Below are 21,461 nucleotides of genomic sequence, written 5' to 3'. Positions count from 1 at the left end.
CGGCCGAGTGGAGGCACCCATGAAGTTCGCGCAGATCATCGACTTCGAGACGGAGCGCATCGACGAGATGCGGGAGCTGGTCCGCGAGGCCGAGAAGGGCCCGGCCGGGCGCAGCGGCGGCCCCACGCGCCGCACGGTCCTGCAGGACCGGAACACACCGAACCGCTACCTCGTGGTCCTTGAGTTCGAGTCGTTCGACGAGGCGATGCGCAACAGCGAAGACCCCGGCACGACCAGGATGGCGGAGCGCATGGCGGAGCTGTGCAGCAGACCGCCCCAGTTCACCGACTGCGACGTACGAGAGTCGTCCGAGCCGAAGTAGCAACTGCGGCACGGGCGCCCGTGGCGGCGAGCGGCAAGGGCGCGGCCCCGACGCCAGCCGTGGCCGCGGGTGCAGACGCGGCTGCGGTCCGTGCCGCCGGAGTGCGGGGCTCGCGTGTGACTGCGACGATCTCTGCATGATCGTTCGGCTTCGGTCACTCGCGACGCGGTGGACGGCCGTCGTGCCCGTGATCGCGATCGTCCTGCTGGTCCTCACCTGGGGACGTGGCCTGCCCGGCGCAGTCGTGGCCCTGGTGACGCTGGTGCTGGCCGGCGCGGTGCTGGCTGCCGTCCACCACGCCGAGGTGGTCGCCCATCGGGTCGGGGAGCCCTTCGGTTCGCTGGTCCTCGCCGTCGCCGTCACGATCATCGAGGTGGCGCTGATCGTCACTCTCATGGCGGACGGTGGGGACAAGAGCTCCACACTGGCCCGTGACACCGTCTTCGCGGCCGTGATGATCACCTGCAACGGCATCGTCGGGCTGAGCCTGCTGGTCGCCTCCCTGCGGCACGGCCTGGCCGTCTTCAACGCGGAGGGCACCGGCGCCGCCCTCGCGACCGTGGCGACCCTGGCGACGCTCAGCCTGGTGCTGCCGACCTTCACCACCAGCAAGCCGGGACCGGAGTTCTCCACGGCCCAGCTCACCTTCGCCGCGCTTTCCTCTCTCGTCCTGTACGGCATGTTCGTGGCCACCCAGACGGTGCGGCACCGCGACTACTTCCTGCCGATCACACGGCAGGGAGAGGTGATCGACGCGGACGACCACGCCGATGCCCCGGCCTCCAGGACCGCCCTGGTCAGTCTCGGCTTCCTCGGCCTGGCTCTCGTCGGCGTGGTCGGCCTCGCCAAGGGCGTCTCGCCCACCATCGAGTCCGGGGTGGAGGCGGCCGGGATGCCGCACTCCGTGGTCGGCGTGATCATCGCTCTGCTCGTGCTGCTCCCCGAGACGATCGCCGCGCTGCGTTCCGCCCGCCGTGACCGGGTGCAGACCAGTCTGAACCTCGCCCTCGGCTCGGCGATGGCGAGCATCGGCCTGACCATCCCGGCCGTGGCGGTCGCGTCGATCTGGCTCTCCGGACCACTCGTTCTCGGTCTGGGCTCGACCCATATGGTGCTGCTCGCCCTGACCGTGGTGGTCAGCTCGCTCACGGTGGTCCCCGGCCGGGCGACCCCGCTGCAGGGCGGAGTGCATCTGGTGCTGTTCGCGGCGTACCTGGAGCTTGCGATCAATCCGTAGGGCGCCGGGAAGCGGCCCGCGTAAACGCTTGCGCAAGCGTTTACGCGCGAGCCCGGACGTCGCTCATCCCGTTGCCGGCTCCACCGCCGCCACCTTCACGAACCGTGTCTCCGGGAGCAGCGCGAAGCAGCCGAGGCTGAGCAGCGCGATGCCCGTCAGATAGGCGGCCACACCCCAGGGGACCCGGCCGCTCTGGTCGGCGATCGCCGTCGCCACGATCGGGGTGAGCGCGCCCCCGAGCACCCCGCCCAGGTTGTAGCCCACCGCCGCGCCCGTGCAGCGCACCCGTGGCTCGTACAGCTCCGGCAGATACGCGGCGATCACGGCGAACATCGTCACGAACGCGATCAGTGCCACCAGGAAGCCGAGAAACATCAGCAGCGGTTCGCCGGTCGACAGCAACGCGATCATCGGAAACATCCACACGGCGGTGCCCGCGCAGCCGGCCAGACACAGGGGCCGCCGCCCGTACCGGTCGCTCAGAACGGCCACCAGGGGAGTGAGCGCACCTTTCACCACGACAGCCGCCATGATGACGGCCAGCATGACGGTACGGCTCACCCCGAGCCGTTCGGTCGCGTAGGCGAGGGACCAGGTCGTCACGGTGTAGAACAGCGCGTATCCGACGGAGAGCGCCCCGGCCGTCAGCAGTACGAGCCGCCAGTGGCCGCGGACCACCTCGACGAGCGGCACGCGCGCGTGCTCCCGCATTTCGAGGAACCTCGGGCTCTCGGCGAGCGAGGAGCGCAGCCACAGCCCGGCCGCCGCGAGCACGCCCGCCGCCCAGAACGGCACCCGCCAGCCCCAGGACGCGAACTGCGCGTCGGAGAGCGTCGCCGACAGACCCAGCATCACACCGTTGGCGAGGACGAACCCCAGTGCCGGTCCGATCTGGGGAAAGCTCGACCACAGTCCGCGACGGTTGGGGGGCGCGTGCTCGGCGGTCAGCAGTACCGCCCCACCCCACTCCCCGCCGAGTCCGAGGCCCTGCAGAAAACGCAGCACAAGGAGCAGCACGGGAGCGGCCGTACCGAGGGAGGCGTACGTCGGTACGCAGCCCACCGCGACGGTGGAGACGCCGGTCAGCAGCAGGGAGGCGACCAGCACGGGCCGCCTGCCGTGCCGGTCCCCGATGTGCCCGAACAGGACCGAGCCGAGGGGCCGCGCCACAAACCCGACACCGAAGGTCCCGAAGGCCGCCAGGGTCCCCGCGAGCGGCGAGAACGTGGGGAAGAACAGCGGGCCGAGGACGAGCGCCGCCGCCGTCCCGTAGATGAAGAAGTCGTAGAACTCGATGGCGGTCCCGGCGAGTGCCGCCGCCGCGAGCCGCAGCATGGAAGGGGGCTTTACTGTGCGTGCACGGTGCATGCCGCGTCAACTACCCACAGTCACCACGAGTTACGGGGCGCGCGGAGGCCCGGTCGGCCTCAGAACGCCACCGTCACGCGCCGGGCACTCCCGGGGGCCCGTTCCGCTGTCCCCGCACCGTGATAGACCGGGTCCGAGCAGCGGTCCTGAACGGACCGACCCATCCGATCGGACCGGAGGAACCGTGCCCCGCACCCTGGCCAACGCCCCCATCATGATTCTCAACGGCCCCAACCTGAACCTCCTGGGCCAGCGGCAGCCGGAGATCTACGGTTCCGACACCCTCGCCGACGTCGAGGCGTTGTGCGCCAAGGCGGCGGCCGCGTACGGCGGGACGGTCGACTTCCGGCAGTCCAACCACGAGGGCGAACTGGTCGACTGGATCCACGAGGCGCGGCTCGCCCACTCCGGCATCGTGATCAACCCGGGTGCCTACTCGCACACCTCCGTAGCGATCCTGGACGCGCTCAACACCTGTGACGGCCTGCCGGTGTTGGAGGTCCACATCTCCAACATCCACCGGCGCGAGGAGTTCCGGCACCACTCGTACGTCTCCCTCCGCGCCGACGGCGTCATCGCGGGCTGCGGCGTGCAGGGGTACGTGTTCGGTGTGGAGCGGGTCGCGGCGCTGGCGGGGACGGGGCAGGCGGAGGCCTGACAGCCACGGGGGACCGGGCATCGGGCACCGGGCGCCGCGGGCGGACGCCGGACGGCCGATGGCGGTCGGCGGTCGATGTCAGTGGCGGGTGCCACCATCGACACATGACCGCTCAGAGCCGTCCCGCCTCCACGATCCGGCGCAGAAAGCGCCGCGTGCGCTCCTCCCGTGGCTCGCCGAAGACCTCCTCGGCCGTGCCGCGTTCCAGTACGACCCCGCCGTCGAGGAAGCAGACCTGGTCCGCGACATCCCGGGCGAAGCCCATCTCGTGCGTGGCCAGCACCATGGTCATGCCGTCCTCCTTCAGGTCCCGGACGACCTTCAGGACTTCACCCACCAGCTCCGGGTCGAGGGCGGCGGTGACCTCGTCGAGGAGCAGCAGCCGGGGGCGTACGGCCAGGGCGCGGACGATCGCCGCCCGTTGCTGCTGGCCGCCGCTCAGCCGGTCCGGGTACTCGCCGGCCTTGGCGCCGAGCCCGAGCCGGTCGAGCAGTTCACGGGCGTGGGCCTCGGCCTCCGCCCGCCCCGTGCCGTGCACGCGCCGCGGGGCGAGCGTGATGTTCTCCAGGACGGTCATGTGCGGGAAGAGGTTGTACGCCTGGAAGACCACGCCGATACGGCGGCGCACGGCGTCCTGGTCGGCCCGCGGGTCGGTGATCTCCTCGTCGTCCAGCCAGATGGCGCCGTCGTCGATCTCCTCCAGGAGGTTCGCGCAGCGCAGCAGCGTGGACTTGCCGGAGCCGGAGGCCCCGATCAGCGCCGTCACCGTGTGCGGAGCGACCTCCAGGTCGACGTCACGCAGTACGACCGAACCGCCGAAGGTCTTGCGGACGGCCTCCATACGCAGCACGGGGCGCGGCGCCGGTGCGGCGGACTCCGTGGTCGTCCCGTCGGCCGACCCACTCATATGGTTCCTCCCTGTGCTCGCCGGCGATCCATCCGTGCGGTGACCCAGTCCGTGAAACGGGTCATCGGAATGGTCAGCGCGACGAAGACCAGTCCCGCGACGATGTACGGCGTGTAGTTGAGGCTGCGGCCCACGATGATGTCCGCGGCACGCACGGCGTCGACCGCGCCGCCGATCGAGACGAGCCCGGTGTCCTTCTGCAGGGACACCAGGTCGTTGAGGAGCGGCGGCACCTGACGTCGTACGGCCTGGGGGAGGACCACGTACCGCAGCGCCTGACGGTTGCTCAGCCCGAGCGAGCGTGCCGCGGCCCGCTGTGAGGGATGGACCGACTCGATGCCGGCGCGGAACACCTCGGCGACATACGCGGAGTACGTCAGGGTGAGCGCCGTGCCGCCCAGCAGCACCGGATCCACCGTGATGCCCTGCAACCGCAGCGCGGGCACCCCCAGAACCACGATCATCAGGTTGATGATCAGCGGTAGGCCACGGAAGAAGTCGGTGTAGGCGGCGGCCAGCGCCCGCAGCGGGAAGAACACCGGCCCGCGCAGGGTGCGGGCGACGGCGATCAGCATGCCGAGGACGAGGACCGCCACCCCGCACACCAGCAGCAGCCGGACGTTCAGCCACAGGCCTTCGAGGACCTTGGGGAACGCCTCACGTGCGTACTGGGCGTTGAAGAACGTCTCCTCGGTGCGCGGCCAGCCGGGTGCGTTGACGACGACGAGGTAGAGGACGACGCCGGTCACCAGGGTGGAGAGAGCGCCGATCGCCGTCGCGCGCCGGGCCCGGGAGCGCTTGTGGCGCTCCCGTTCGATCCGCCGCCGCGAAGGGACGTACGGATCGTGCGCGTCCTCCTCGGCAGGGTCCTCGACGGGCTCACCGCCCGACTCCTGCTTCACGAACGTCACTTGAGCACCGGTGCGTCCACGGCGTCGGACAACCACTGCTTCTCGATGGCGGCGAGGGAGCCGTCCTCGCGCAGAGCGTCCACGGCGTCGGTGACACACGCCGTGAGCGCACTGCCCTTGTCCAGCACGAGCCCGAACTGCTCCGGTGTGCCGCCCTGGTTCTCGAACTGCCCGACGATCCTCGCGTCCGTGACCTCGGCCGCGGTGATGTAGAAGGCGGTCGGCAGGTCGACCACGATGGCGTCCACCTGCCCGTTCTTCAGCGCGGACTTGGCCTGGTCGTTCTTCGCGTACGCGGCCGGATCCTCCGTCGGCTTCACCACGTCGTCGATGTAGTCGAGGCTGGTCGTGCCGACCTGGGCGCCCAGTTTGACCTTCTTCAGGTCGGCGACGCTCTTCGCCCCGGCGGCCCTGGAGCCCTTCAGCGCGATCACCGCCTGGCGTACGTCGTAGTAACCGGACGAGAAATCGACGGCCTTCTTGCGCTCGTCGCTGATCGACACCTGGTTGATGTCGAAGTCGAAGGTCTTCTCACCGGGCGCGAAGGCCTTGTTGAAGGGCACGCTCTGCCAGACGACGTCGCCCTGGCCGTAGCCGAGCCGCTTCGCCACGGCGTACGCGACGGCCGACTCGAAGCCCTCGCCGCCGGCCGGCTCGCCGTCCTTGAACCACGGCTCGTACGCGGGCTCGTCCGTCGCGATCGTCAGCTTCCCGGCGACCTCGGTCGCCAGGTCGCCCTTGGCGCACGACGCGGGGGAGGACGCGTCGGCCGCCTTGTCCTCGGACTGCGGCGCACAGCCGACGGCGACGGCGAGCAGAGCGACGGCGGCGGTGGTGAGAGCCCCGCGCAGGGTGCTTCGAGCAGGATGCATGGCGGGAGAGTGGCAGGGCGCGAGCCCGGCTGTCGAGGTCGCGGCGACAACCGTCCGCATAGTGGGAACGGGTGTTGCAATGCTGTGAACCGGGGTGACATCAGCGGCATTTCGCAGTTTCGCGGGGCCACCGAAGCCGGACGGAGCGAGGTCTACGGGCTGCAAGCCACCGGCGGGACGCGGGGCCCGGGGCGGTGGCCGCCGGACGTCGGCCACCGCTGCCGGGCGGGGTCGCCGGCCGGCAGCGGAGAACGAAGGGCCGGCGACCCGTCCGGCGCAGGAGCCGTCTTCCTGTGCGGGACTGCCACCAGTGGACAGCGCGCGCCCCAGTGCGGGGAGCGCACGCGGGGCACCGGAGTGAGCGCTCTGTTCACACGGGGCGCGTGAACCGTCGGCGCGTGCCCCCTGTCCGACGTGCGGTCGCGTGGTGATCCGACCGTGGGTCCCGGCTGGGCGCGCAGTTCTCCGCGCCTCCTCGGTGCGCAGGGCGCGGGTTGCCTACCAGCCCCGGGCGCGCCATTCCGGCAGGTGGGGCCGCTCCGCGCCCAGTGACGTGTCGTTGCCGTGGCCCGGGTAGACCCAGGTCTCGTCCGGCAGCGCGCCGAAGATCTTCGTCTCGACGTCGTGGATCAGGCTGGCGAAGGCCTTCGGATCCTTGCGTGTGTTGCCCACACCGCCAGGGAAGAGGCAGTCCCCCGTGAACACATGAGGGTGTCCGTGCGGGTCGTCGTAGACCAGCGCGATCGAGCCGGGTGTGTGGCCCACCAGGTGGCGGGCGGTCAGTTCCACGTGGCCGACGCGGATCGTGTCGCCGTCCGCCACCGGTACGTCCGTCGGGACAGGGATGCCGTCGGCGTCGTCCCGTCCCGCGTACGTACGCGCGCCCGTGGCCTCCACGACCTCGGCGAGGGCCTGCCAGTGGTCGCCGTGCTGATGCGTGGTCACGACGGAGGCGATTCCGTCGGCGCCGATCAGGGTGAGCAGGGTGCCGGCGTCGTTCGCCGCGTCGATCAGCAGCTGCTCATCAGTGGCCCGACAGCGCAGCACATAGGCGTTGTTGTCCATCGGGCCGACCGCGACCTTGGAGATCATCAGGTCCCGCAGCTCGTGCACATCCGCAGGGCCGCCGACCCTCACCGCTCCGCTGTACGTCATGCCGCTCAGCCTATAGCGGGGGCAGTACGGGAAGCGGTCCGCCCTCGACGTGCAGAGACGCCCCGTCCCGGCGTCCGGACAGCCAGCCGAGCAGGGCGGGCCCGGGACCGGTCACGGTGATCTCAGGGGCGTTCCCGGCGCCTGCGGGGTCGCGCCCCGTGCTCCACGCGCGCGTGCCGTCCGTGACGCGCGTGGAGGGGACCTCGGGGTGTCCGGCAAAGCGGTCCGCGAGGAAGGCGGCCTCACGCTCCATGAAATCCTCCGGCAGGTCCTCCAGCTCGTAGCCGATCCCCAGATCCACCCGATGCAGCTCGACCTCGATCCAACGCCGGAACGGCACCCGGGACGCCGAATCGGTGACCCCGTTGCGCAGCTCCACGGTCCGGGACCAGTCGGCGGGCGCGGCCCCGGCCTCCTGGAAGCGGGCCGAGCTGTCGCGCAGGTCGACGAGCTGTGTTTTCAGGGGGCGGGGGGCGTCCCGCTCGATCTCGGCGTCCCGGGCCTGCCCGGAGGAATACATCGGCCGGCCCTCAAGGACGTTCACCAGGGCGTCCGCGTTGCGGGCGAGATGGGCCAGGACATGTCCGCGGCTCCAGCCGGGCAGCCGTGACGGTTCGGTCACATCGGCGTTGTCCAGGGCGGCGACTGCGCTGAGCAGCCGTTCGGTCGCGTCACGTACAGACGCCAGGTCGCGCACATGATCGTTCATGTGTCCGACGATAGCTCCGCCACACGTTCGGGTGAAGGTGGCGGACGACGTCCGCAAATCGAATGTGCGTGCTATAAGGTCGTGGGCGGCGCCGGGCATTCTTGGAAGCCCGGGATTGTTCTCATCGAGGCGAACCGAACCGGCGTTGTCAGTGGCTCCCCCTAGTCTGAGAAAGACGCGGGGCCTCGGCCCTGTCACTTCTCTCTAGAAAGGTGCGGACCCGGCGTGGCCGACCGTCTCATCGTCCGTGGAGCGCGCGAGCACAACCTGAAGAATGTCTCGCTCGACCTTCCGCGCGACTCGCTCATCGTCTTCACGGGCCTGTCGGGGTCGGGCAAGTCCTCGCTGGCCTTCGACACGATCTTCGCCGAGGGACAGCGGCGCTACGTGGAGTCCCTGTCCTCGTACGCCCGCCAGTTCCTCGGCCAGATGGACAAGCCGGATGTGGACTTCATCGAGGGTCTCTCCCCGGCGGTCTCCATCGACCAGAAGTCGACCTCGCGCAACCCGCGCTCGACGGTCGGCACCATCACCGAGGTCTACGACTACCTGCGTCTGCTCTTCGCGCGCATCGGCAAGCCGCACTGCCCCGAGTGCGGCCGTCCCATCTCGCGCCAGTCGCCGCAGGCCATCGTCGACAAGGTCCTGGAGCTTCCGCAGGGCAGCCGTTTCCAGGTGCTCTCGCCGCTGGTGCGCGAGCGCAAGGGAGAGTTCGTCGACCTCTTCGCCGACCTCCAGACCAAGGGATACAGCAGGGCCCGGGTCGACGGCGAGACGATCCAGCTCACCGAGCCGCCCACGTTGAAGAAGCAGGAGAAGCACACCATCGAGGTGGTCGTCGACCGCCTCACGGTCAAGGAGGGCGCCAAGCGCCGCCTGACCGACTCCGTGGAGACCGCGCTCGGCCTCTCCGGCGGCATGGTCGTGCTCGACTTCGTCGACCTCCCGGCCGACGACCCCGAGCGCGAGCGCATGTACTCGGAGCACCTGTACTGCGCGTACGACGACCTGTCCTTCGAGGAGATGGAGCCCCGCTCCTTCTCCTTCAACTCGCCCTTCGGTGCCTGCCCGGAGTGCTCGGGCATCGGCACGCGCATGGAGGTCGACGCAGAGCTGATCGTCCCGGACGAGGACAAGTCGCTCGACGAGGGCGCCATCCACCCCTGGTCGCACGGGCACACCAAGGACTACTTCGCCCGCCTGATCGGAGCCCTCGCGGACGCACTGGGATTCCGGACCGACATCCCCTTCGCCGGTCTCCCGCAGCGCGCCAAGAAGGCCCTCCTCTACGGGCACAAGACGCAGATCGAGGTCCGCTACCGCAACCGGTACGGCAGGGAGCGCGTGTACACCACGCCCTTCGAAGGCGCCGTCCCCTTCGTGAAGCGCCGGCACGGCGAGGCCGAGAGCGACACGAGCCGCGAGCGCTTCGAGGGCTACATGCGCGAGGTGCCCTGCCCCACCTGTGAGGGCACGCGTCTCAAGCCGGTCGTCCTCGCGGTCACGGTCATGGAGAAGTCCATCGCCGAGGTCGCCGCGATGTCCATCAGCGACTGCGCGGACTTCCTGGGCAGGCTGAGGCTCGACGCGCGCGACAAGAAGATCGCCGAGCGCGTCCTGAAGGAGGTCAACGAACGGCTGCGGTTCCTGGTCGACGTCGGCCTCGACTACCTGTCGCTGAACCGCGCGGCGGGCACCCTCTCCGGCGGCGAGGCCCAGCGCATCCGGCTGGCCACCCAGATCGGCTCCGGACTCGTGGGCGTCCTGTACGTCCTCGACGAGCCGTCCATCGGACTGCACCAGCGGGACAACCACCGCCTCATCGAGACCCTGGTCCGGCTGCGCGACATGGGCAACACGCTCATCGTCGTCGAGCACGACGAGGACACCATCAAGGTCGCCGACTGGATCGTCGACATCGGTCCCGGCGCGGGCGAGCACGGCGGCCATGTCGTGCACAGCGGCTCCCTGAAGGAGCTCCTCGCCAACGAGGAGTCGCAGACCGGCCAGTACCTGTCCGGCAAGAAGGCCATCCCGCTGCCCGACGTCCGGCGCCCGCGCGACCCCTCCCGGCAGCTCACGGTGCACGGGGCCCGCGAGAACAACCTCCGGGACATCGACGTGTCGTTCCCGCTGGGCATCCTCACGGCCGTCACGGGTGTCTCAGGCTCCGGCAAGTCGACGCTGGTCAACGACATCCTGTACACGCACCTGGCCCGCGAGCTGAACGGCGCGAGGAGTGTCCCCGGCCGCCACACGCGCGTGGAGGGCGACGACCTCGTCGACAAGGTCGTGCACGTCGACCAGTCGCCCATCGGCCGCACCCCCCGGTCGAACCCGGCGACGTACACCGGCGTCTTCGACCACGTCCGCAAGCTGTTCGCCGAGACCACCGAGGCGAAGGTCCGCGGCTATCTGCCCGGCCGCTTCTCCTTCAACGTCAAGGGCGGCCGCTGCGAGAACTGCTCGGGCGACGGCACGATCAAGATCGAGATGAACTTCCTGCCGGACGTGTACGTCCCGTGCGAGGTCTGCCACGGTGCCCGCTACAACCGGGAGACCCTGGACGTCCACTTCAAGGGCAAGTCCATCGCCGACGTCCTGAACATGCCGATCGAGGAAGCCATGAACTTCTTCGACGCCGTCCCGGGGATCTCCCGACACCTCAGGACCCTGAACGACGTCGGCCTCGGCTATGTCCGGCTCGGCCAGTCCGCGACGACCCTGTCCGGCGGCGAGGCCCAGCGGGTGAAGCTCGCCAGCGAGCTCCAGAAGAGGTCCACCGGACGCACGGTGTACGTCCTCGACGAGCCGACCACCGGCCTGCACTTCGAGGACATCAGCAAGCTGCTCGTCGTGCTGTCCGGCCTGGTCGAAAAGGGCAACACGGTCATCGTCATCGAGCACAACCTCGACGTGATCAAGACCGCCGACTGGGTCGTCGACATGGGTCCCGAGGGTGGCGCGGGCGGCGGCATCGTCGTCGCCGAGGGCACGCCCGAGGAGGTGGCCGGGGTGTCGACCAGCCACACGGGCAAGTTCCTGCAGGAGGTCCTGGGCGCCGAGCGTGTCAGCGACGCCTCGCAGGCGAAGCCCGTGCGCAAGGCCGCCGCCAAGAAGGCCGTGGCGGCCACGGCCACGACGAGGAAGACGGCGACGGCCAAGACCACGACGGCCAAGACCACGACGGCCAAGTCCGCGGCGGCCAGGACCACCGCTGCCAAGACCACCGCGGCCAAGGGCGCCAACGGCACGGCCATCAAGAAGACGGCCGCCGGCAAGAAGGCGACCCCGGCGAAGAAGACGGCCCAGGCCCGCAAGGCCTGAACCGGTTCCAGGGCCGTGGGGTCCTGTACGTCGTCACCGTCACGCGCCGCGCCCCACGGGAAGCCCCGTGGGGCGCGGCGCGTTGCGGAACCGCGCCCGGTTCCACCCAGGGGGTGCCGGGGGAGGCCGTCGTGTGCCTGAGGGTCCGTCGTGGCCGGTCGCGCAGTTCCCCGCGCCCCTTCGGGGCGCTGCCGAGGTCGCTCAGAAGGCGTCGAGTTCATGAGCGTACGGCGGTTCCGCGCCCGCGCGGGAGCAGGTGATCGCCGCGGCCCGGGCGGCGAACCGCAGCAACTCGCCCCAGCCGTCGGCCCCCAGGCCCGCCGGTCCCGCGTCGGAGAGTGCCTCGCGGGCGGCGAGGCCGTGCAGCAGCGCCGCGTTCACCGTGTCGCCCGCACCGATCGTGTCCACCACGTCGACCGGTTCGCCCGGCACGGAGTACTCGCCGCCGTCGCGGGTGAAGACGGTCAGCCCGTCGCCGCCCCTTGTGATCACGACGGCCGAGGGGCCGGAGGCCAGCCACTCGCGCGGTGTGCCGCCCAGCCAGCGGGCGTCCTCCTCCGACAGCTTGAGCAGCGAAACCGAGGGCAACCAGCTCTTGAACCGGGCCCGGTAGGCGTCGGCGTCGGGAATGAGTCCCGCGCGGATGTTCGGATCCAGCGTGGTGAACACCCCTTGGGCGGACGCGCTCCGCATCAGCTCCTCGTACGCGCCGGCACCCGGTTCCAGGACGAGCGAACAGGTACCGAAGGACACCGCGCGCGTCCCGTCGGGAAGTCGGGCGGGTGCTGAGAACAACCGGTCCGCGGTGCCCTCGACATAGAAGGAGTACCCGGCCGAGCCGTCCGCGGCGATGGACGCGACGGCGAGGGTCGTGGGCTCGGCGCCCCGCTGCACGGACGACACGTCGACGCCCGCCTCGCGCAGCCCGCCGACCAGGGCCTCACCGAAGGCGTCGGTCGAGATCCGGGAGCAGAAGGCCGTGCGGGAGCCGAGCCGGCCCAGCGCGACCGCCGTGTTGTACGGGCCGCCGCCGCGGCGCGGGTCGAGTGCTGCGAGCGCGCCCGGCTCACTGGGCACCAGGTCGATCAGGGCCTCACCGGCGACGACGATCACGAGTCGGTTCCTTTCTCGGGGCAACCGCACGAGGTGCGGTGTACGAAGGCGGAGGGCAGCCGGACCGTACGGGCGGGCCGGCCGGGGGAGTCCAGCCGTTCCAGCAGCAGCCGCACGGCCTGGGCCCCGATCTCCTTGCTGGGCTGGGAGATCGCGGTGAGCCGGGGCGAGAAGAGGTCCGCCCAGGAGAAGTCGTCGAAGCAGCACAGGGCCAGATCGCCGGGTACGGACAGACCTCGCGCGCGGACGGCCCGCAGCGCACCGATGGTCATCGCGTTGTTGGCGGTGACGAGCGCCGTGGGTGGCGCCGGGAGCGACAGCAGTGCCTCGGTCGCCCGCTCGGCACCGGCCGCCTCCGAGTTGCCGGGGATCACGAGCCGCTCCTCGTGGGCGAGTCCCGCGTACGCCAGGCCGAACCGGTAGCCGGTGATCCGCTCGCTCGTCGTGCTGAGGCCCGCGAGGCCCGCCACCAGGCCGATCCTGCGGTGGCCCAGTTCGGCGAGGTGGGTGACCAGCCGGGTGACCGGCTCGATGTTCTCCGCGGACACCTGGTCGAACGTGAAACCGGGCGCCGGGACGTCGTCGACCAGCCGGTCCAGGAACACCGTCGGTACACCGTGCCGCCCGAGGTAGCCGATCAGATCCCGGGGATCCGCGGAGGGCGCGACGATCATGCCGTCCACGCGCCGCTCGTGCAGAAGCTGGACGACCTTGCGCTCGTGAACCGGGTCGTCGTGCGGATCCGCGATCAACAGGCTGTAGCCGTGCTCCAGGGCGCTCGCCTCCACACCCTGGAGGATCTCCGTGAAGTAGGGGTTGCTGATCGCCGACACCGCGAGCCCGATGGACCGGGTGCGCGCGGTGACCAGGGATCTGGCCAGGCCGTTCGGGGTGTAGCCGAGTGTCTCGATGGCGTCGAGGACGGCCTGGCGGGTGTGCGGGAGCACCGGGCGCGTCTCGTTGAGCACGTGAGAGACCGTCGCGACCGACACGCCCGCGTGCCGGGCCACATCGACCATCGTCGCCATGCCGTACTCCCCGCCGCTGCCCTGCTGTCGCCTGCCCTGTCCCCGCCGGGCGTTGCCCACAACCGGCTGTCGCCCGCGAAATTACCCCATCAGGAGGGACACGTAAACGCTTGCGCAAACGTTTACGTCCGGCCCAGGCTCCGGCCCGGGCCCAGGCCCGGGCCCAGGCCGCTCACTCCCAGTCCCAGCCGATGCCCACGATCCCCGACCGCACCCGTTGCTCCACCATGTGGACCGACCGGTGGTGGCCGCTCAGGGCCAGTTCCTGGCGGCCGCTGCGGGGCGCCGCCGCGGAGTGCTGGGCGAACCGGTGGCAGCGCACGGGCAGCGTCCCCTCCGCGAACCGCACCTCAAGGGCGTACTGCCCACCGGAGAAGCCGAACCCGCGGACGTACTCGCCGGACGCGCCGGCCGTGCCGTCCTCGACGCCGTAGCGGAACAGGAAGGTGTCGCCCGCCCGCAGCAGCGTGTCGAAGAGGAGCTCGGCCACGAGCACGCCGGTCTCGTGGTGCCAGAGCACACGCCCGGTGCGGCAGTTCTCCAGTGCGTGCACGGCCATGCGCTCCGGGGCGCAGCCGGGATCGCCGTGGTGGACGGCCACATAGCGGTCGACGCCGTCCTTGTGGGCGCGCACGATGTGCTGGGAGTCGCGCCCCACCAGCTCGCGGCGGGCGCCGATCCGTACCCGTTCGTGCTGGCCGAGGGCGAGCAGCCCGCCGTCGAGCGGTGAGTCGAGCTCGGCCAGCAGCTTCTCCAGGGCTCCGGAGGCCTCGACCAGTGAGCGGTACGAACGGGCCGAGGGGCGTTCCGCCGCGGCGTGCTCGTCGGCCGCCGTGAGCAGGCGGATCAGCGACTCGTCCGGCAGCTGGAGTATCTCCTCCAGAGCGCGCACGGCCCGCAGGGACTCGGCCCGCTGGGGACGCCGGGCGCCCTGCTGCCAGTAGCTCAGGCTTGTCACGCCGACCTTGACCCCGTACCGCGTCAGATGGTGCTGTACGCGCTGCAGCGGCAGCCCGCGAGCGGTGATCGCGGCGCGCAGCGCGATATGGAAGGGGCCGGTCCGCAGAGCCGTGTCCAGTTCCGCCGCGACGACGTCCACGTCCGCGTGCTGTGTGCCGTGCCGCATGCAGGGGCCCTTCTTTTGAAGCTCACAACGGCTGGTCGGGCCGTTCGCACTGCTCGGAGGGGCCGCCCCGCTCGGCGTACGGGGGATGGGCACATGCGTACGCCGTGGTTCCCGGCCCAAGTAATCCCGCATTGAAGCCTGTTGACCAGGCCCGGACAACACCTGATGCGCAACTTCGCTGTCACCGGCGCTTTCGGGCGCGGACGTGCGGGCGCGGACACACGGCGAATGTGTGGAGGCCGCGCGGACGCCGGGCCGAGCGGTGGCTCAAGGCCGACGGCGATGCCAGGGGGCCATCAGGAGACGGGACCGAGGTCCTGCCCGGAACCGGCGGAGGTCCTGCCCGGAACATGCGGCGGCCCGGAGCGCGGGCGGTGAGGGTCCGACGCGTAGACGTCCTGGACCCGATGGCACGCGTGCGCTCCGGGCTGCCTTCGTGCTGCGGAACGGCGGGTGGCCGTCCGGCTCAGGGGCGGGGGTCCCCGCCGGGCTGCGTCGACCGCAGGCGCTTGGCGCGCACGATGTCGGGGTCGCGGGGGTCGAGGCCGGACAGCAGGCTGTCGCCGTACTGCTCCTCGTCCTGGTACGGGCGGACCCGGACCGACCGCCGTGATTTCTCGATCCGTGTCTGTCGCATCTTCCGCAGCCCTTCGGTCATCGACCCGACGCCCTTGTCCGGGGCGGTGGATCCACCTGCATCTGCACTGCTACGAGCATTGCCCCGAATTGTCCTCGTGTCGTCACGGCCAGCCCCGAAACAGGTTCCGGTCCACGTCAATTGCCCACCTCCCGCCAGCCGTAACCGTCCACGTCCGGAGGCGTGTTGGGTGAGGGCCGCGGCGGCGTGTCCTCGGGCGGGTGCGGCATCGGCCGGTCGAGGGGGTGGGAGGGGGTGCCGGGCGGCCGGCCGCGACGCGCTGATCGGGGCATGCCAGGCGACCTCCGGGGCAGCCGGACCCGGCCGGATCGGGGCCCCGGGCGGTCCGGACCGGGCCCGGCCGGGGGACGGCGGGCCGTCGCGCTGTCATACCCCGCCAGTAGGGTGTGAGACATGGCCGACCCCTCCAGCTACCGCCCCAAGCCGGGACAGATCCCCGACTCGCCCGGGGTCTACAGATTCCGCGACGAGCACCGCCGGGTGATCTACGTCGGGAAGGCGAAGAGCCTGCGCCAGCGCCTGGCCAGCTACTTCCAGGACCTCTCCAACCTCCACCCGCGGACGCGCACGATGGTCACGACGGCCGCGTCGGTGGAGTGGACCGTGGTGTCCACGGAGGTGGAGGCGCTGCAGCTGGAGTACTCCTGGATCAAGGAGTACGACCCCCGGTTCAACGTCAAGTACCGCGACGACAAAAGCTACCCCTACCTCGCGGTGACCATGAACGAGCGGTTTCCGCGCGTGCAGGTGATGCGCGGCCAGAAGAAGAAGGGCGTGCGCTACTTCGGTCCCTACGGGCACGCGTGGGCGATCCGCGACACCGTGGACCTGCTGCTGCGCGTCTTCCCTGTCCGGACCTGCTCCGCGGGCGTGTTCAGGAACGCCGAGCGGACGGGCCGCCCCTGTCTGCTCGGCTACATCGGCAAGTGCTCCGCCCCCTGTGTCGGACGGGTCTCGCCCGAGGAGCACCGCGAACTCGCCGAGGAGTTCAGTGACTTCATGACCGGCCGCACGGGCACGTACATCCGGCGCCTGGAACGGCAGATGACGGACGCCGCCGAGGATATGGAGTACGAGCGGGCCGGCCGGCTGCGCGACGACATCGGGGCTCTCAGGAAGGCCATGGAGAAGAGCGCCGTCGTGCTCGCCGACGCGACGGACGCCGACCTGATCGCCCTCGCCGAGGACGAGCTGGAAGCCGCCGTGCAGATCTTTCACGTACGCGGCGGCCGGGTGCGCGGCCAGCGCGGCTGGGTCACCGACAAGGTCGAGGCGGTCACCACGGGGGACCTGGTCGAGCACGCGCTCCAGCAGCTCTACGGGGAGGAGACCGGCGACTCCGTACCGAAGGAGGTACTCGTCCCGGCGCTGCCCGACCCCGTGGAGCCCGTCCAGGAGTGGCTCACCGAGCGGCGCGGGTCGAACGTGTCACTGCGGATCCCGCAGCGCGGCGACAAGAAGGCCCTCATGGAGACGGTCGAGCGCAACGCCCTGCATTCGCTCGCCCTCCACAAGACCAAGCGTGCCTCCGACCTGACGACCCGCTCCCGCGCGCTGGAGGAGATCGCCGAGGCCCTCGGCCTGGACAGCGCGCCCCTGCGGGTCGAGTGCTACGACATCTCCCACCTCCAGGGCGACGACGTCGTGGCGTCGATGGTCGTCTTCGAGGACGGGCTGAGCCGCAAGAGCGAGTACCGCCGCTTCCAGATCAAGAGCTTCGAGGGCCAGGACGACGTCCGCTCCATGCACGAGGTGATCACCCGCCGCTTCCGGCGGTACCTCGGCGAGAAGGAGAAGACCGGCGAGTGGGCGGACGGCGAGGCGGGTCTCACCGAGGAGGACGGGCGGCCCAAGCGTTTCGCGTACCCGCCGCAGCTGGTCGTCGTCGACGGCGGCAAACCGCAGGTCGCGGCGGCCCAGCGGGCTCTGGACGAACTGGGCATCGACGACATCGCCGTCTGCGGTCTCGCCAAGCGCCTCGAAGAGGTCTGGCTGCCCGGCGACGACGACCCGGTGGTACTGCCACGTACCAGTGAAGGGCTCTATCTTCTTCAGCGTGTGCGCGACGAGGCGCACCGCTTCGCGATCACCTACCAGCGCACCAAGCGGGCCCGGCGCTTCAGGGCGAGCCCGCTCGACGACGTGCCGGGCCTGGGTGAGACACGCAAGCAGGCATTGATCAAGCATTTCGGTTCGGTGAAAAAGCTGCGATCCGCGACAATCGACCAGATCTGCGAGGTTCCCGGCATAGGCCGTAAGACGGCCGAGTCGATCGCCGTGGCCTTCGCTCAGGCGGCCCCGGTGGCTCCCGCCGTGAACACCGCGACCGGAGAGATCATGGAAGACGAGGATCACGTGGAGGACGCGGCACCCGAAACGACGGCGGGTGCCGCAGAGGAGCCCGTGTCCGCGGGCGCCTCGGACGAGCGACGGGGGCAGGAAAGATGACCGAGAACGAGCGGGAAGAACCGGTGGCGCCGCGCACGACGGACGCCGGAACCGACGTGTCGCACACAGCTGGAACCGAGGCATCGCACAAGGAAGCACGCGAAAATCGACCGCAGCGGACGGCGGCCGACACGGCCGGTGAAGCCGACGAGGCGGAACAGAAAGACGGAGCGGAAGTGGACACGGGCACGACCATCGAGAAGGCAGGCGTCCCCGAGGCGGCCATTCCGGAGCTGGTGATCATCTCCGGGATGTCGGGCGCGGGCCGGTCCACGGCCGCCAAGTGTCTGGAGGACCTGGGCTGGTTCGTCGTCGACAACCTGCCGCCCGCGCTGATCCCCACCATGGTGGAGCTCGGCGCGCGCTCGCAGGGGAACGTGGCGAGGATCGCGGTCGTCGTCGACGTCCGGGGCCGCCGCTTCTTCGACAACCTGCGCGAGTCCCTCGCGGACCTGGAGACCAAGCACGTCACCCGGCGGATCGTCTTCCTGGAGTCCTCGGACGACGCCCTGGTGCGCCGCTTCGAGGGCGTGCGCCGGCCGCACCCGCTCCAGGGCGACGGCCGCATCGTCGACGGCATCGCCGCCGAGCGCGAACTGCTGCGCGAGCTGCGCGGCGACGCCGACCTGGTGATCGACACCTCCAGCCTGAACGTGCACGAACTGCGCGCCAAGATGGACGCCCAGTTCGCCGGGGAGGAGGAGCCCGAGCTGCGGGCCACCGTCATGTCCTTCGGCTTCAAGTACGGCCTGCCGGTCGACGCCGACCTGGTCGTGGACATGAGGTTCCTGCCCAACCCGCACTGGGTCCCGGAGCTGCGCCAGTACACCGGCCTCAACGAGGAGGTGGCGGCGTACGTCTTCAACCAGCCCGGCGCCAAGGAGTTCCTGGACCGGTACGCCGAGCTGCTGCGCCTCATCCAGACCGGCTACCGCCGCGAGGGCAAGCGCTATGTGACCATCGCGGTCGGCTGCACCGGCGGCAAGCACCGCTCCGTCGCCATGTCGGAGAAGCTCGCGGCCCGCCTGGTGTCCGAGGGAGTGGAGACGGTCGTCGTCCACCGGGACATGGGCCGCGAATGACACGACGTTCTCTGCGGCTGGACCGGCTGCGGCGGGGCGCGATCGACGGGCGCGGCATCGACGGGCCCGGCGGCAGGACCGTCGACGCCCGCAGTGCCAAGCCCGCCAAGCCGGCCGAGGCCCGCGGCGCCAAGCCGCGCCGACGCGGCGCCCAGCCCAAGGTCGTCGCGCTGGGCGGGGGCATGGGCCTGTCCGCCTCGCTCGCCGCCCTGCGCCGTATCACCGGCGACCTCACCGCCGTCGTCACGGTCGCGGACGACGGCGGCTCCAGCGGCCGTCTGCGTGACGAGCTGGGCGTGCTTCCGCCCGGTGACCTGCGCAAGGCGCTGGCCGCGCTGTGCGGCGACGACGAATGGGGCCAGACCTGGGCCCGGGTGATCCAGCACCGTTTCCAGTCCCAGGGCGAACTGCACGAGCACGCGGTCGGCAATCTGCTGATCGTCGCCCTGTGGGAGCAGCTCGGCGACCACGTCCAGGCGCTCGACCTGGTCGGCAGGCTGCTGGGCGCGCACGGCAGGGTGCTGCCCATGTCCGCCGTACCCCTGGAGCTCCAGGCGCTGGTCAAGGGCCACGACCCGGACCGGCCCGAGGACGTCGACACCGTACGGGGGCAGGCGACCGTGGCGCTCACCCCCGGTGAGGTGCAGTCCGTGCACCTCGTGCCGCACGACCCGCCGGCGGTGCCCGAGGCCGTCGCGGCGGTCCTGGACGCCGACTGGGTGGTTCTCGGTCCCGGCTCCTGGTTCTCCTCGGTGATCCCGCATCTGCTCGTGCCCGAGCTGCTCGACGCCCTCACCGAGACGAAGGCGCGCCGGATCCTCCCGTTGAACCTCGCTCCGCAGCCCGGAGAAACAGAAGGCTTCTCCCCGCAGCGTCATTTGGAGGTTTTGGGACGACACGCCCCTAAACTCGCCCTGGACGTGGTGTTGGCCGACGAGGCCGCCGTGCCCGACCGCGAGATACTCGCCGATGCCGCAAAGCGGTTCGGCGCGGCGGTCGAGCTGGCGCCGGTGGCCAGGACCGACGGGACTCCGAGGCACGATCCGGAGCTGTTGGCCGCCGCGTACGACCGTATTTTTCGGATGCATGGAAGGATCGGCCCATGGCGATGACGGCAGCGGTGAAGGATGAGATCTCCCGGCTTCCCGTCACCCGGACCTGCTGCAGAAAGGCGGAGGTCTCCGCCATCCTGCGGTTCGCGGGCGGCCTTCACCTGGTGAGCGGCCGCATCGTGATCGAGGCGGAGCTGGACACCGCGATGGCGGCGCGACGGCTGAAGCGGGACATTCTTGAGATTTTCGGACACAGCTCCGAGCTGATCGTGATGGCGCCGGGCGGTCTGCGCCGCGGCTCCCGTTACGTCGTCCGGGTGGTAGCGGGCGGTGACCAGCTGGCCCGCCAGACGGGGCTCGTGGACGGCCGCGGCCGTCCGATCCGGGGTCTGCCGCCGCAGGTGGTCTCGGGGGCCACCTGCGACGCCGAGGCGGCCTGGCGCGGGGCGTTCCTGGCACACGGCTCGCTCACCGAGCCCGGGCGCTCGTCCTCGCTGGAGGTGACCTGCCCGGGGCCGGAGGCGGCGCTGGCGCTGGTCGGGGCGGCGCGGCGGCTGTCGATCGCGGCGAAGGCGCGTGAGGTGCGGGGTGTGGACCGGGTCGTCGTGCGGGACGGGGACGCCATCGGGGCGCTGCTGACCCGGCTGGGGGCGCACGAGTCGGTGCTGGCGTGGGAGGAGCGGCGGATGCGGCGGGAGGTTCGCGCCACGGCGAATCGTCTCGCCAACTTCGACGACGCGAATCTTCGGCGGTCGGCTCGGGCGGCTGTTGCCGCGGGGGCGCGGGTGCAGCGGGCTCTGGAGATTCTCGCGGACGAGGTTCCCGAGCATCTCGCGGCTGCTGGGCGGTTGAGGATGGAGCACAAGCAGGCGTCGCTTGAGGAGCTGGGTGCGCTCGCGGAGCCGCCGCTGACCAAGGACGCGGTGGCGGGGCGTATTCGGCGGCTTCTCGCGATGGCCGACAAGCGGGCGCAGGACCTGGGTATTCCGGGTACGGAGTCCACGCTCAGTGAGGAGATGGCCGACAACCTGGTGGGGTGACGCGCGTCGGCCTGGGTACGGGGGTCGACTCGGCCATCCGGCCTGGTTGCGCCGTTCCCCGCGCCCCCGGGGGGTGGGGGACCGAGTGCGTGGTCGGCTTACGGCTGTCCTGGGCTGAGCGCGCAGTTCCCCGCGCCCCTGGGGTGGGTGGGGGCTCGGGTGTGTCGTCGGGCTTCGGTCGTTCCGGGCTGAGCGCGCAGTTCCCCGCGCCCCCTGGTGGGCCGGGGCCCGAGCCGATCACCATGGCCCGCACTCCCAGCCAACGACCGCAACCCCCACCCCCTAGGGGCGCGGGGAACGGCGCGGGTAACCGGACGCGGCCTGCACCCGGCATCTCACGCGGGCCCCACCCCCTAGGAGTTGTCTTCAAATGTCACGCCCACATCAGGAGCGAGGCGAGTGTGACGGCTGCTTGGTAGGACTCGGCGGTCTTGTCGTAGCGGGTCGC

General features: G+C 70.8%; 18 protein-coding genes. 8 read left to right on the top strand and 10 right to left on the bottom strand.

The annotated features are described in order from the left end of the window. Positions 1-19 precede the first annotated feature (19 nt). Together ACH4DZ_RS16385 and ACH4DZ_RS16380 are read left to right on the top strand one after the other, a co-directional pair. Positions 20-322 carry a hypothetical protein gene (locus ACH4DZ_RS16385; RefSeq protein ID WP_398287791.1) on the top strand — a complete coding sequence of 101 codons (303 nt, stop codon included), beginning with the start codon at positions 20-22 and terminating at the stop codon, positions 320-322. Positions 323-458: 136 nt separating this feature from the next. Next, positions 459-1,559: a calcium:proton antiporter gene (locus ACH4DZ_RS16380; RefSeq protein WP_398287790.1), complete on the top strand. Its 1,101-nt coding sequence runs from the start codon at positions 459-461 to the stop codon at positions 1,557-1,559. Positions 1,560-1,622: 63 nt separating this feature from the next. On the opposite strand, the gene ACH4DZ_RS16375 is transcribed toward ACH4DZ_RS16380, so the two are convergent. Further along, positions 1,623-2,894, bottom strand: coding sequence for an MFS transporter (locus ACH4DZ_RS16375; protein WP_398287789.1), 1,272 nt, complete (start codon positions 2,892-2,894; stop codon positions 1,623-1,625). A 217-nt stretch (positions 2,895-3,111) separates the two neighbouring features. On the opposite strand from ACH4DZ_RS16375, the gene aroQ reads away from it, so the two are divergent. After that, positions 3,112-3,585 (top strand): type II 3-dehydroquinate dehydratase, encoded by a 474-nt coding sequence (gene aroQ, locus ACH4DZ_RS16370; protein ID WP_398287788.1) that lies wholly within the window; start codon positions 3,112-3,114, stop codon positions 3,583-3,585. Positions 3,586-3,697: 112 nt separating this feature from the next. Here aroQ and ACH4DZ_RS16365 read toward each other — a convergent pair whose 3' ends face one another. The 5 genes from ACH4DZ_RS16365 to ACH4DZ_RS16345 form a co-directional block, all read right to left on the bottom strand. Beyond that, positions 3,698-4,492 (bottom strand): amino acid ABC transporter ATP-binding protein, encoded by a 795-nt coding sequence (locus ACH4DZ_RS16365; RefSeq protein ID WP_398287787.1) that lies wholly within the window; start codon positions 4,490-4,492, stop codon positions 3,698-3,700. Beyond that, positions 4,489-5,403: an amino acid ABC transporter permease gene (locus ACH4DZ_RS16360; protein ID WP_398287786.1), complete on the bottom strand. Its 915-nt coding sequence runs from the start codon at positions 5,401-5,403 to the stop codon at positions 4,489-4,491. The genes ACH4DZ_RS16365 and ACH4DZ_RS16360 overlap by 4 nt, the downstream gene beginning before the upstream one ends. Continuing rightward, complete coding sequence (locus ACH4DZ_RS16355; RefSeq protein ID WP_398287785.1) at positions 5,400-6,275, bottom strand: ABC transporter substrate-binding protein; 876 nt, start codon at positions 6,273-6,275, stop codon at positions 5,400-5,402. Before ACH4DZ_RS16355 ends, ACH4DZ_RS16360 begins: the two co-directional genes overlap by 4 nt. Before the next feature lie 498 nt (positions 6,276-6,773). Then, positions 6,774-7,430: an MBL fold metallo-hydrolase gene (locus ACH4DZ_RS16350; RefSeq protein WP_398287783.1), complete on the bottom strand. Its 657-nt coding sequence runs from the start codon at positions 7,428-7,430 to the stop codon at positions 6,774-6,776. 10 nt (positions 7,431-7,440) lie between these two features. Next, positions 7,441-8,139, bottom strand: coding sequence for a maleylpyruvate isomerase family mycothiol-dependent enzyme (locus ACH4DZ_RS16345; protein ID WP_398287782.1), 699 nt, complete (start codon positions 8,137-8,139; stop codon positions 7,441-7,443). A 225-nt stretch (positions 8,140-8,364) separates the two neighbouring features. Between ACH4DZ_RS16345 and uvrA the strand changes: the two genes are divergently transcribed. Next, positions 8,365-11,466, top strand: a complete 3,102-nt coding sequence (gene uvrA / locus ACH4DZ_RS16340; protein ID WP_398287781.1) for an excinuclease ABC subunit UvrA — start codon at positions 8,365-8,367, stop codon at positions 11,464-11,466. 201 nt (positions 11,467-11,667) lie between these two features. Here uvrA and ACH4DZ_RS16335 read toward each other — a convergent pair whose 3' ends face one another. The 4 genes from ACH4DZ_RS16335 to ACH4DZ_RS16320 form a co-directional block, all read right to left on the bottom strand. Then, on the bottom strand, positions 11,668-12,579 hold the full coding sequence (locus ACH4DZ_RS16335; protein ID WP_398287779.1) for a carbohydrate kinase: 912 nt from the start codon (positions 12,577-12,579) through the stop codon (positions 11,668-11,670). Further along, the gene (locus ACH4DZ_RS16330) at positions 12,576-13,607 is read right to left on the bottom strand and encodes a LacI family DNA-binding transcriptional regulator (RefSeq protein WP_398287778.1); all 1,032 of its coding nucleotides are present in this window, start codon (positions 13,605-13,607) and stop codon (positions 12,576-12,578) included. Before ACH4DZ_RS16330 ends, ACH4DZ_RS16335 begins: the two co-directional genes overlap by 4 nt. Before the next feature lie 172 nt (positions 13,608-13,779). Then, a complete protein-coding gene (locus ACH4DZ_RS16325; RefSeq protein ID WP_398287777.1) occupies positions 13,780-14,733 on the bottom strand; it encodes a hypothetical protein in 954 nt (317 codons plus the stop codon). Between the two features lie 466 nt (positions 14,734-15,199). After that, positions 15,200-15,370 carry a hypothetical protein gene (locus tag ACH4DZ_RS16320; RefSeq protein ID WP_398287776.1) on the bottom strand — a complete coding sequence of 57 codons (171 nt, stop codon included), beginning with the start codon at positions 15,368-15,370 and terminating at the stop codon, positions 15,200-15,202. 414 nt (positions 15,371-15,784) lie between these two features. On the opposite strand from ACH4DZ_RS16320, the gene uvrC reads away from it, so the two are divergent. The 4 genes from uvrC to whiA are packed head-to-tail and all read left to right on the top strand — an operon-like array spanning position 15,785 to position 21,013. Next, complete coding sequence (gene uvrC, locus ACH4DZ_RS16315; protein ID WP_398287775.1) at positions 15,785-17,839, top strand: excinuclease ABC subunit UvrC; 2,055 nt, start codon at positions 15,785-15,787, stop codon at positions 17,837-17,839. Beyond that, positions 17,836-18,921 carry an RNase adapter RapZ gene (rapZ, locus tag ACH4DZ_RS16310; protein WP_398287774.1) on the top strand — a complete coding sequence of 362 codons (1,086 nt, stop codon included), beginning with the start codon at positions 17,836-17,838 and terminating at the stop codon, positions 18,919-18,921. Before uvrC ends, rapZ begins: the two co-directional genes overlap by 4 nt. After that, on the top strand, positions 18,918-20,033 hold the full coding sequence (gene yvcK / locus ACH4DZ_RS16305) for a uridine diphosphate-N-acetylglucosamine-binding protein YvcK (RefSeq protein ID WP_398287773.1): 1,116 nt from the start codon (positions 18,918-18,920) through the stop codon (positions 20,031-20,033). The genes rapZ and yvcK overlap by 4 nt, the downstream gene beginning before the upstream one ends. Further along, the gene (gene whiA / locus ACH4DZ_RS16300; protein WP_107017634.1) at positions 20,024-21,013 is read left to right on the top strand and encodes a DNA-binding protein WhiA; all 990 of its coding nucleotides are present in this window, start codon (positions 20,024-20,026) and stop codon (positions 21,011-21,013) included. Before yvcK ends, whiA begins: the two co-directional genes overlap by 10 nt. The last annotated feature ends 448 nt before the right edge of the window (positions 21,014-21,461 follow it).

This window comes from Streptomyces sp. NPDC017991 (genome assembly GCF_044328075.1).
GTDB lineage: Bacteria > Actinomycetota > Actinomycetes > Streptomycetales > Streptomycetaceae > Streptomyces.
The sequence above is the reverse complement of the archived record's forward strand: the minus strand, read 5'-3'. Positions and strand labels throughout refer to the sequence as shown.

Bases quoted from the DNA above. Each gene is read 5' to 3' on its own strand.
- ACH4DZ_RS16385 (WP_398287791.1), top strand. From the start codon at position 20: ATGAAGTTCGCGCAGATCATCGACTTCGAGACGGAGCGCATCGACGAG.
- ACH4DZ_RS16380 (WP_398287790.1), top strand. From the start codon at position 459: ATGATCGTTCGGCTTCGGTCACTCGCGACGCGGTGGACGGCCGTCGTG.
- ACH4DZ_RS16375 (WP_398287789.1), bottom strand. From the start codon at position 2,894: ATGCTGCGGCTCGCGGCGGCGGCACTCGCCGGGACCGCCATCGAGTTC.
- ACH4DZ_RS16365 (WP_398287787.1), bottom strand. From the start codon at position 4,492: ATGAGTGGGTCGGCCGACGGGACGACCACGGAGTCCGCCGCACCGGCG.
- ACH4DZ_RS16355 (WP_398287785.1), bottom strand. From the start codon at position 6,275: ATGCATCCTGCTCGAAGCACCCTGCGCGGGGCTCTCACCACCGCCGCC.
- ACH4DZ_RS16350 (WP_398287783.1), bottom strand. From the start codon at position 7,430: ATGACGTACAGCGGAGCGGTGAGGGTCGGCGGCCCTGCGGATGTGCAC.
- ACH4DZ_RS16345 (WP_398287782.1), bottom strand. From the start codon at position 8,139: ATGAACGATCATGTGCGCGACCTGGCGTCTGTACGTGACGCGACCGAA.
- ACH4DZ_RS16330 (WP_398287778.1), bottom strand. From the start codon at position 13,607: ATGGCGACGATGGTCGATGTGGCCCGGCACGCGGGCGTGTCGGTCGCG.
- ACH4DZ_RS16325 (WP_398287777.1), bottom strand. From the start codon at position 14,733: ATGCGGCACGGCACACAGCACGCGGACGTGGACGTCGTCGCGGCGGAA.
- ACH4DZ_RS16320 (WP_398287776.1), bottom strand. From the start codon at position 15,370: ATGCGACAGACACGGATCGAGAAATCACGGCGGTCGGTCCGGGTCCGC.
- uvrC (WP_398287775.1), top strand. From the start codon at position 15,785: ATGGCCGACCCCTCCAGCTACCGCCCCAAGCCGGGACAGATCCCCGAC.
- rapZ (WP_398287774.1), top strand. From the start codon at position 17,836: ATGACCGAGAACGAGCGGGAAGAACCGGTGGCGCCGCGCACGACGGAC.
- yvcK (WP_398287773.1), top strand. From the start codon at position 18,918: ATGACACGACGTTCTCTGCGGCTGGACCGGCTGCGGCGGGGCGCGATC.
- whiA (WP_107017634.1), top strand. From the start codon at position 20,024: ATGGCGATGACGGCAGCGGTGAAGGATGAGATCTCCCGGCTTCCCGTC.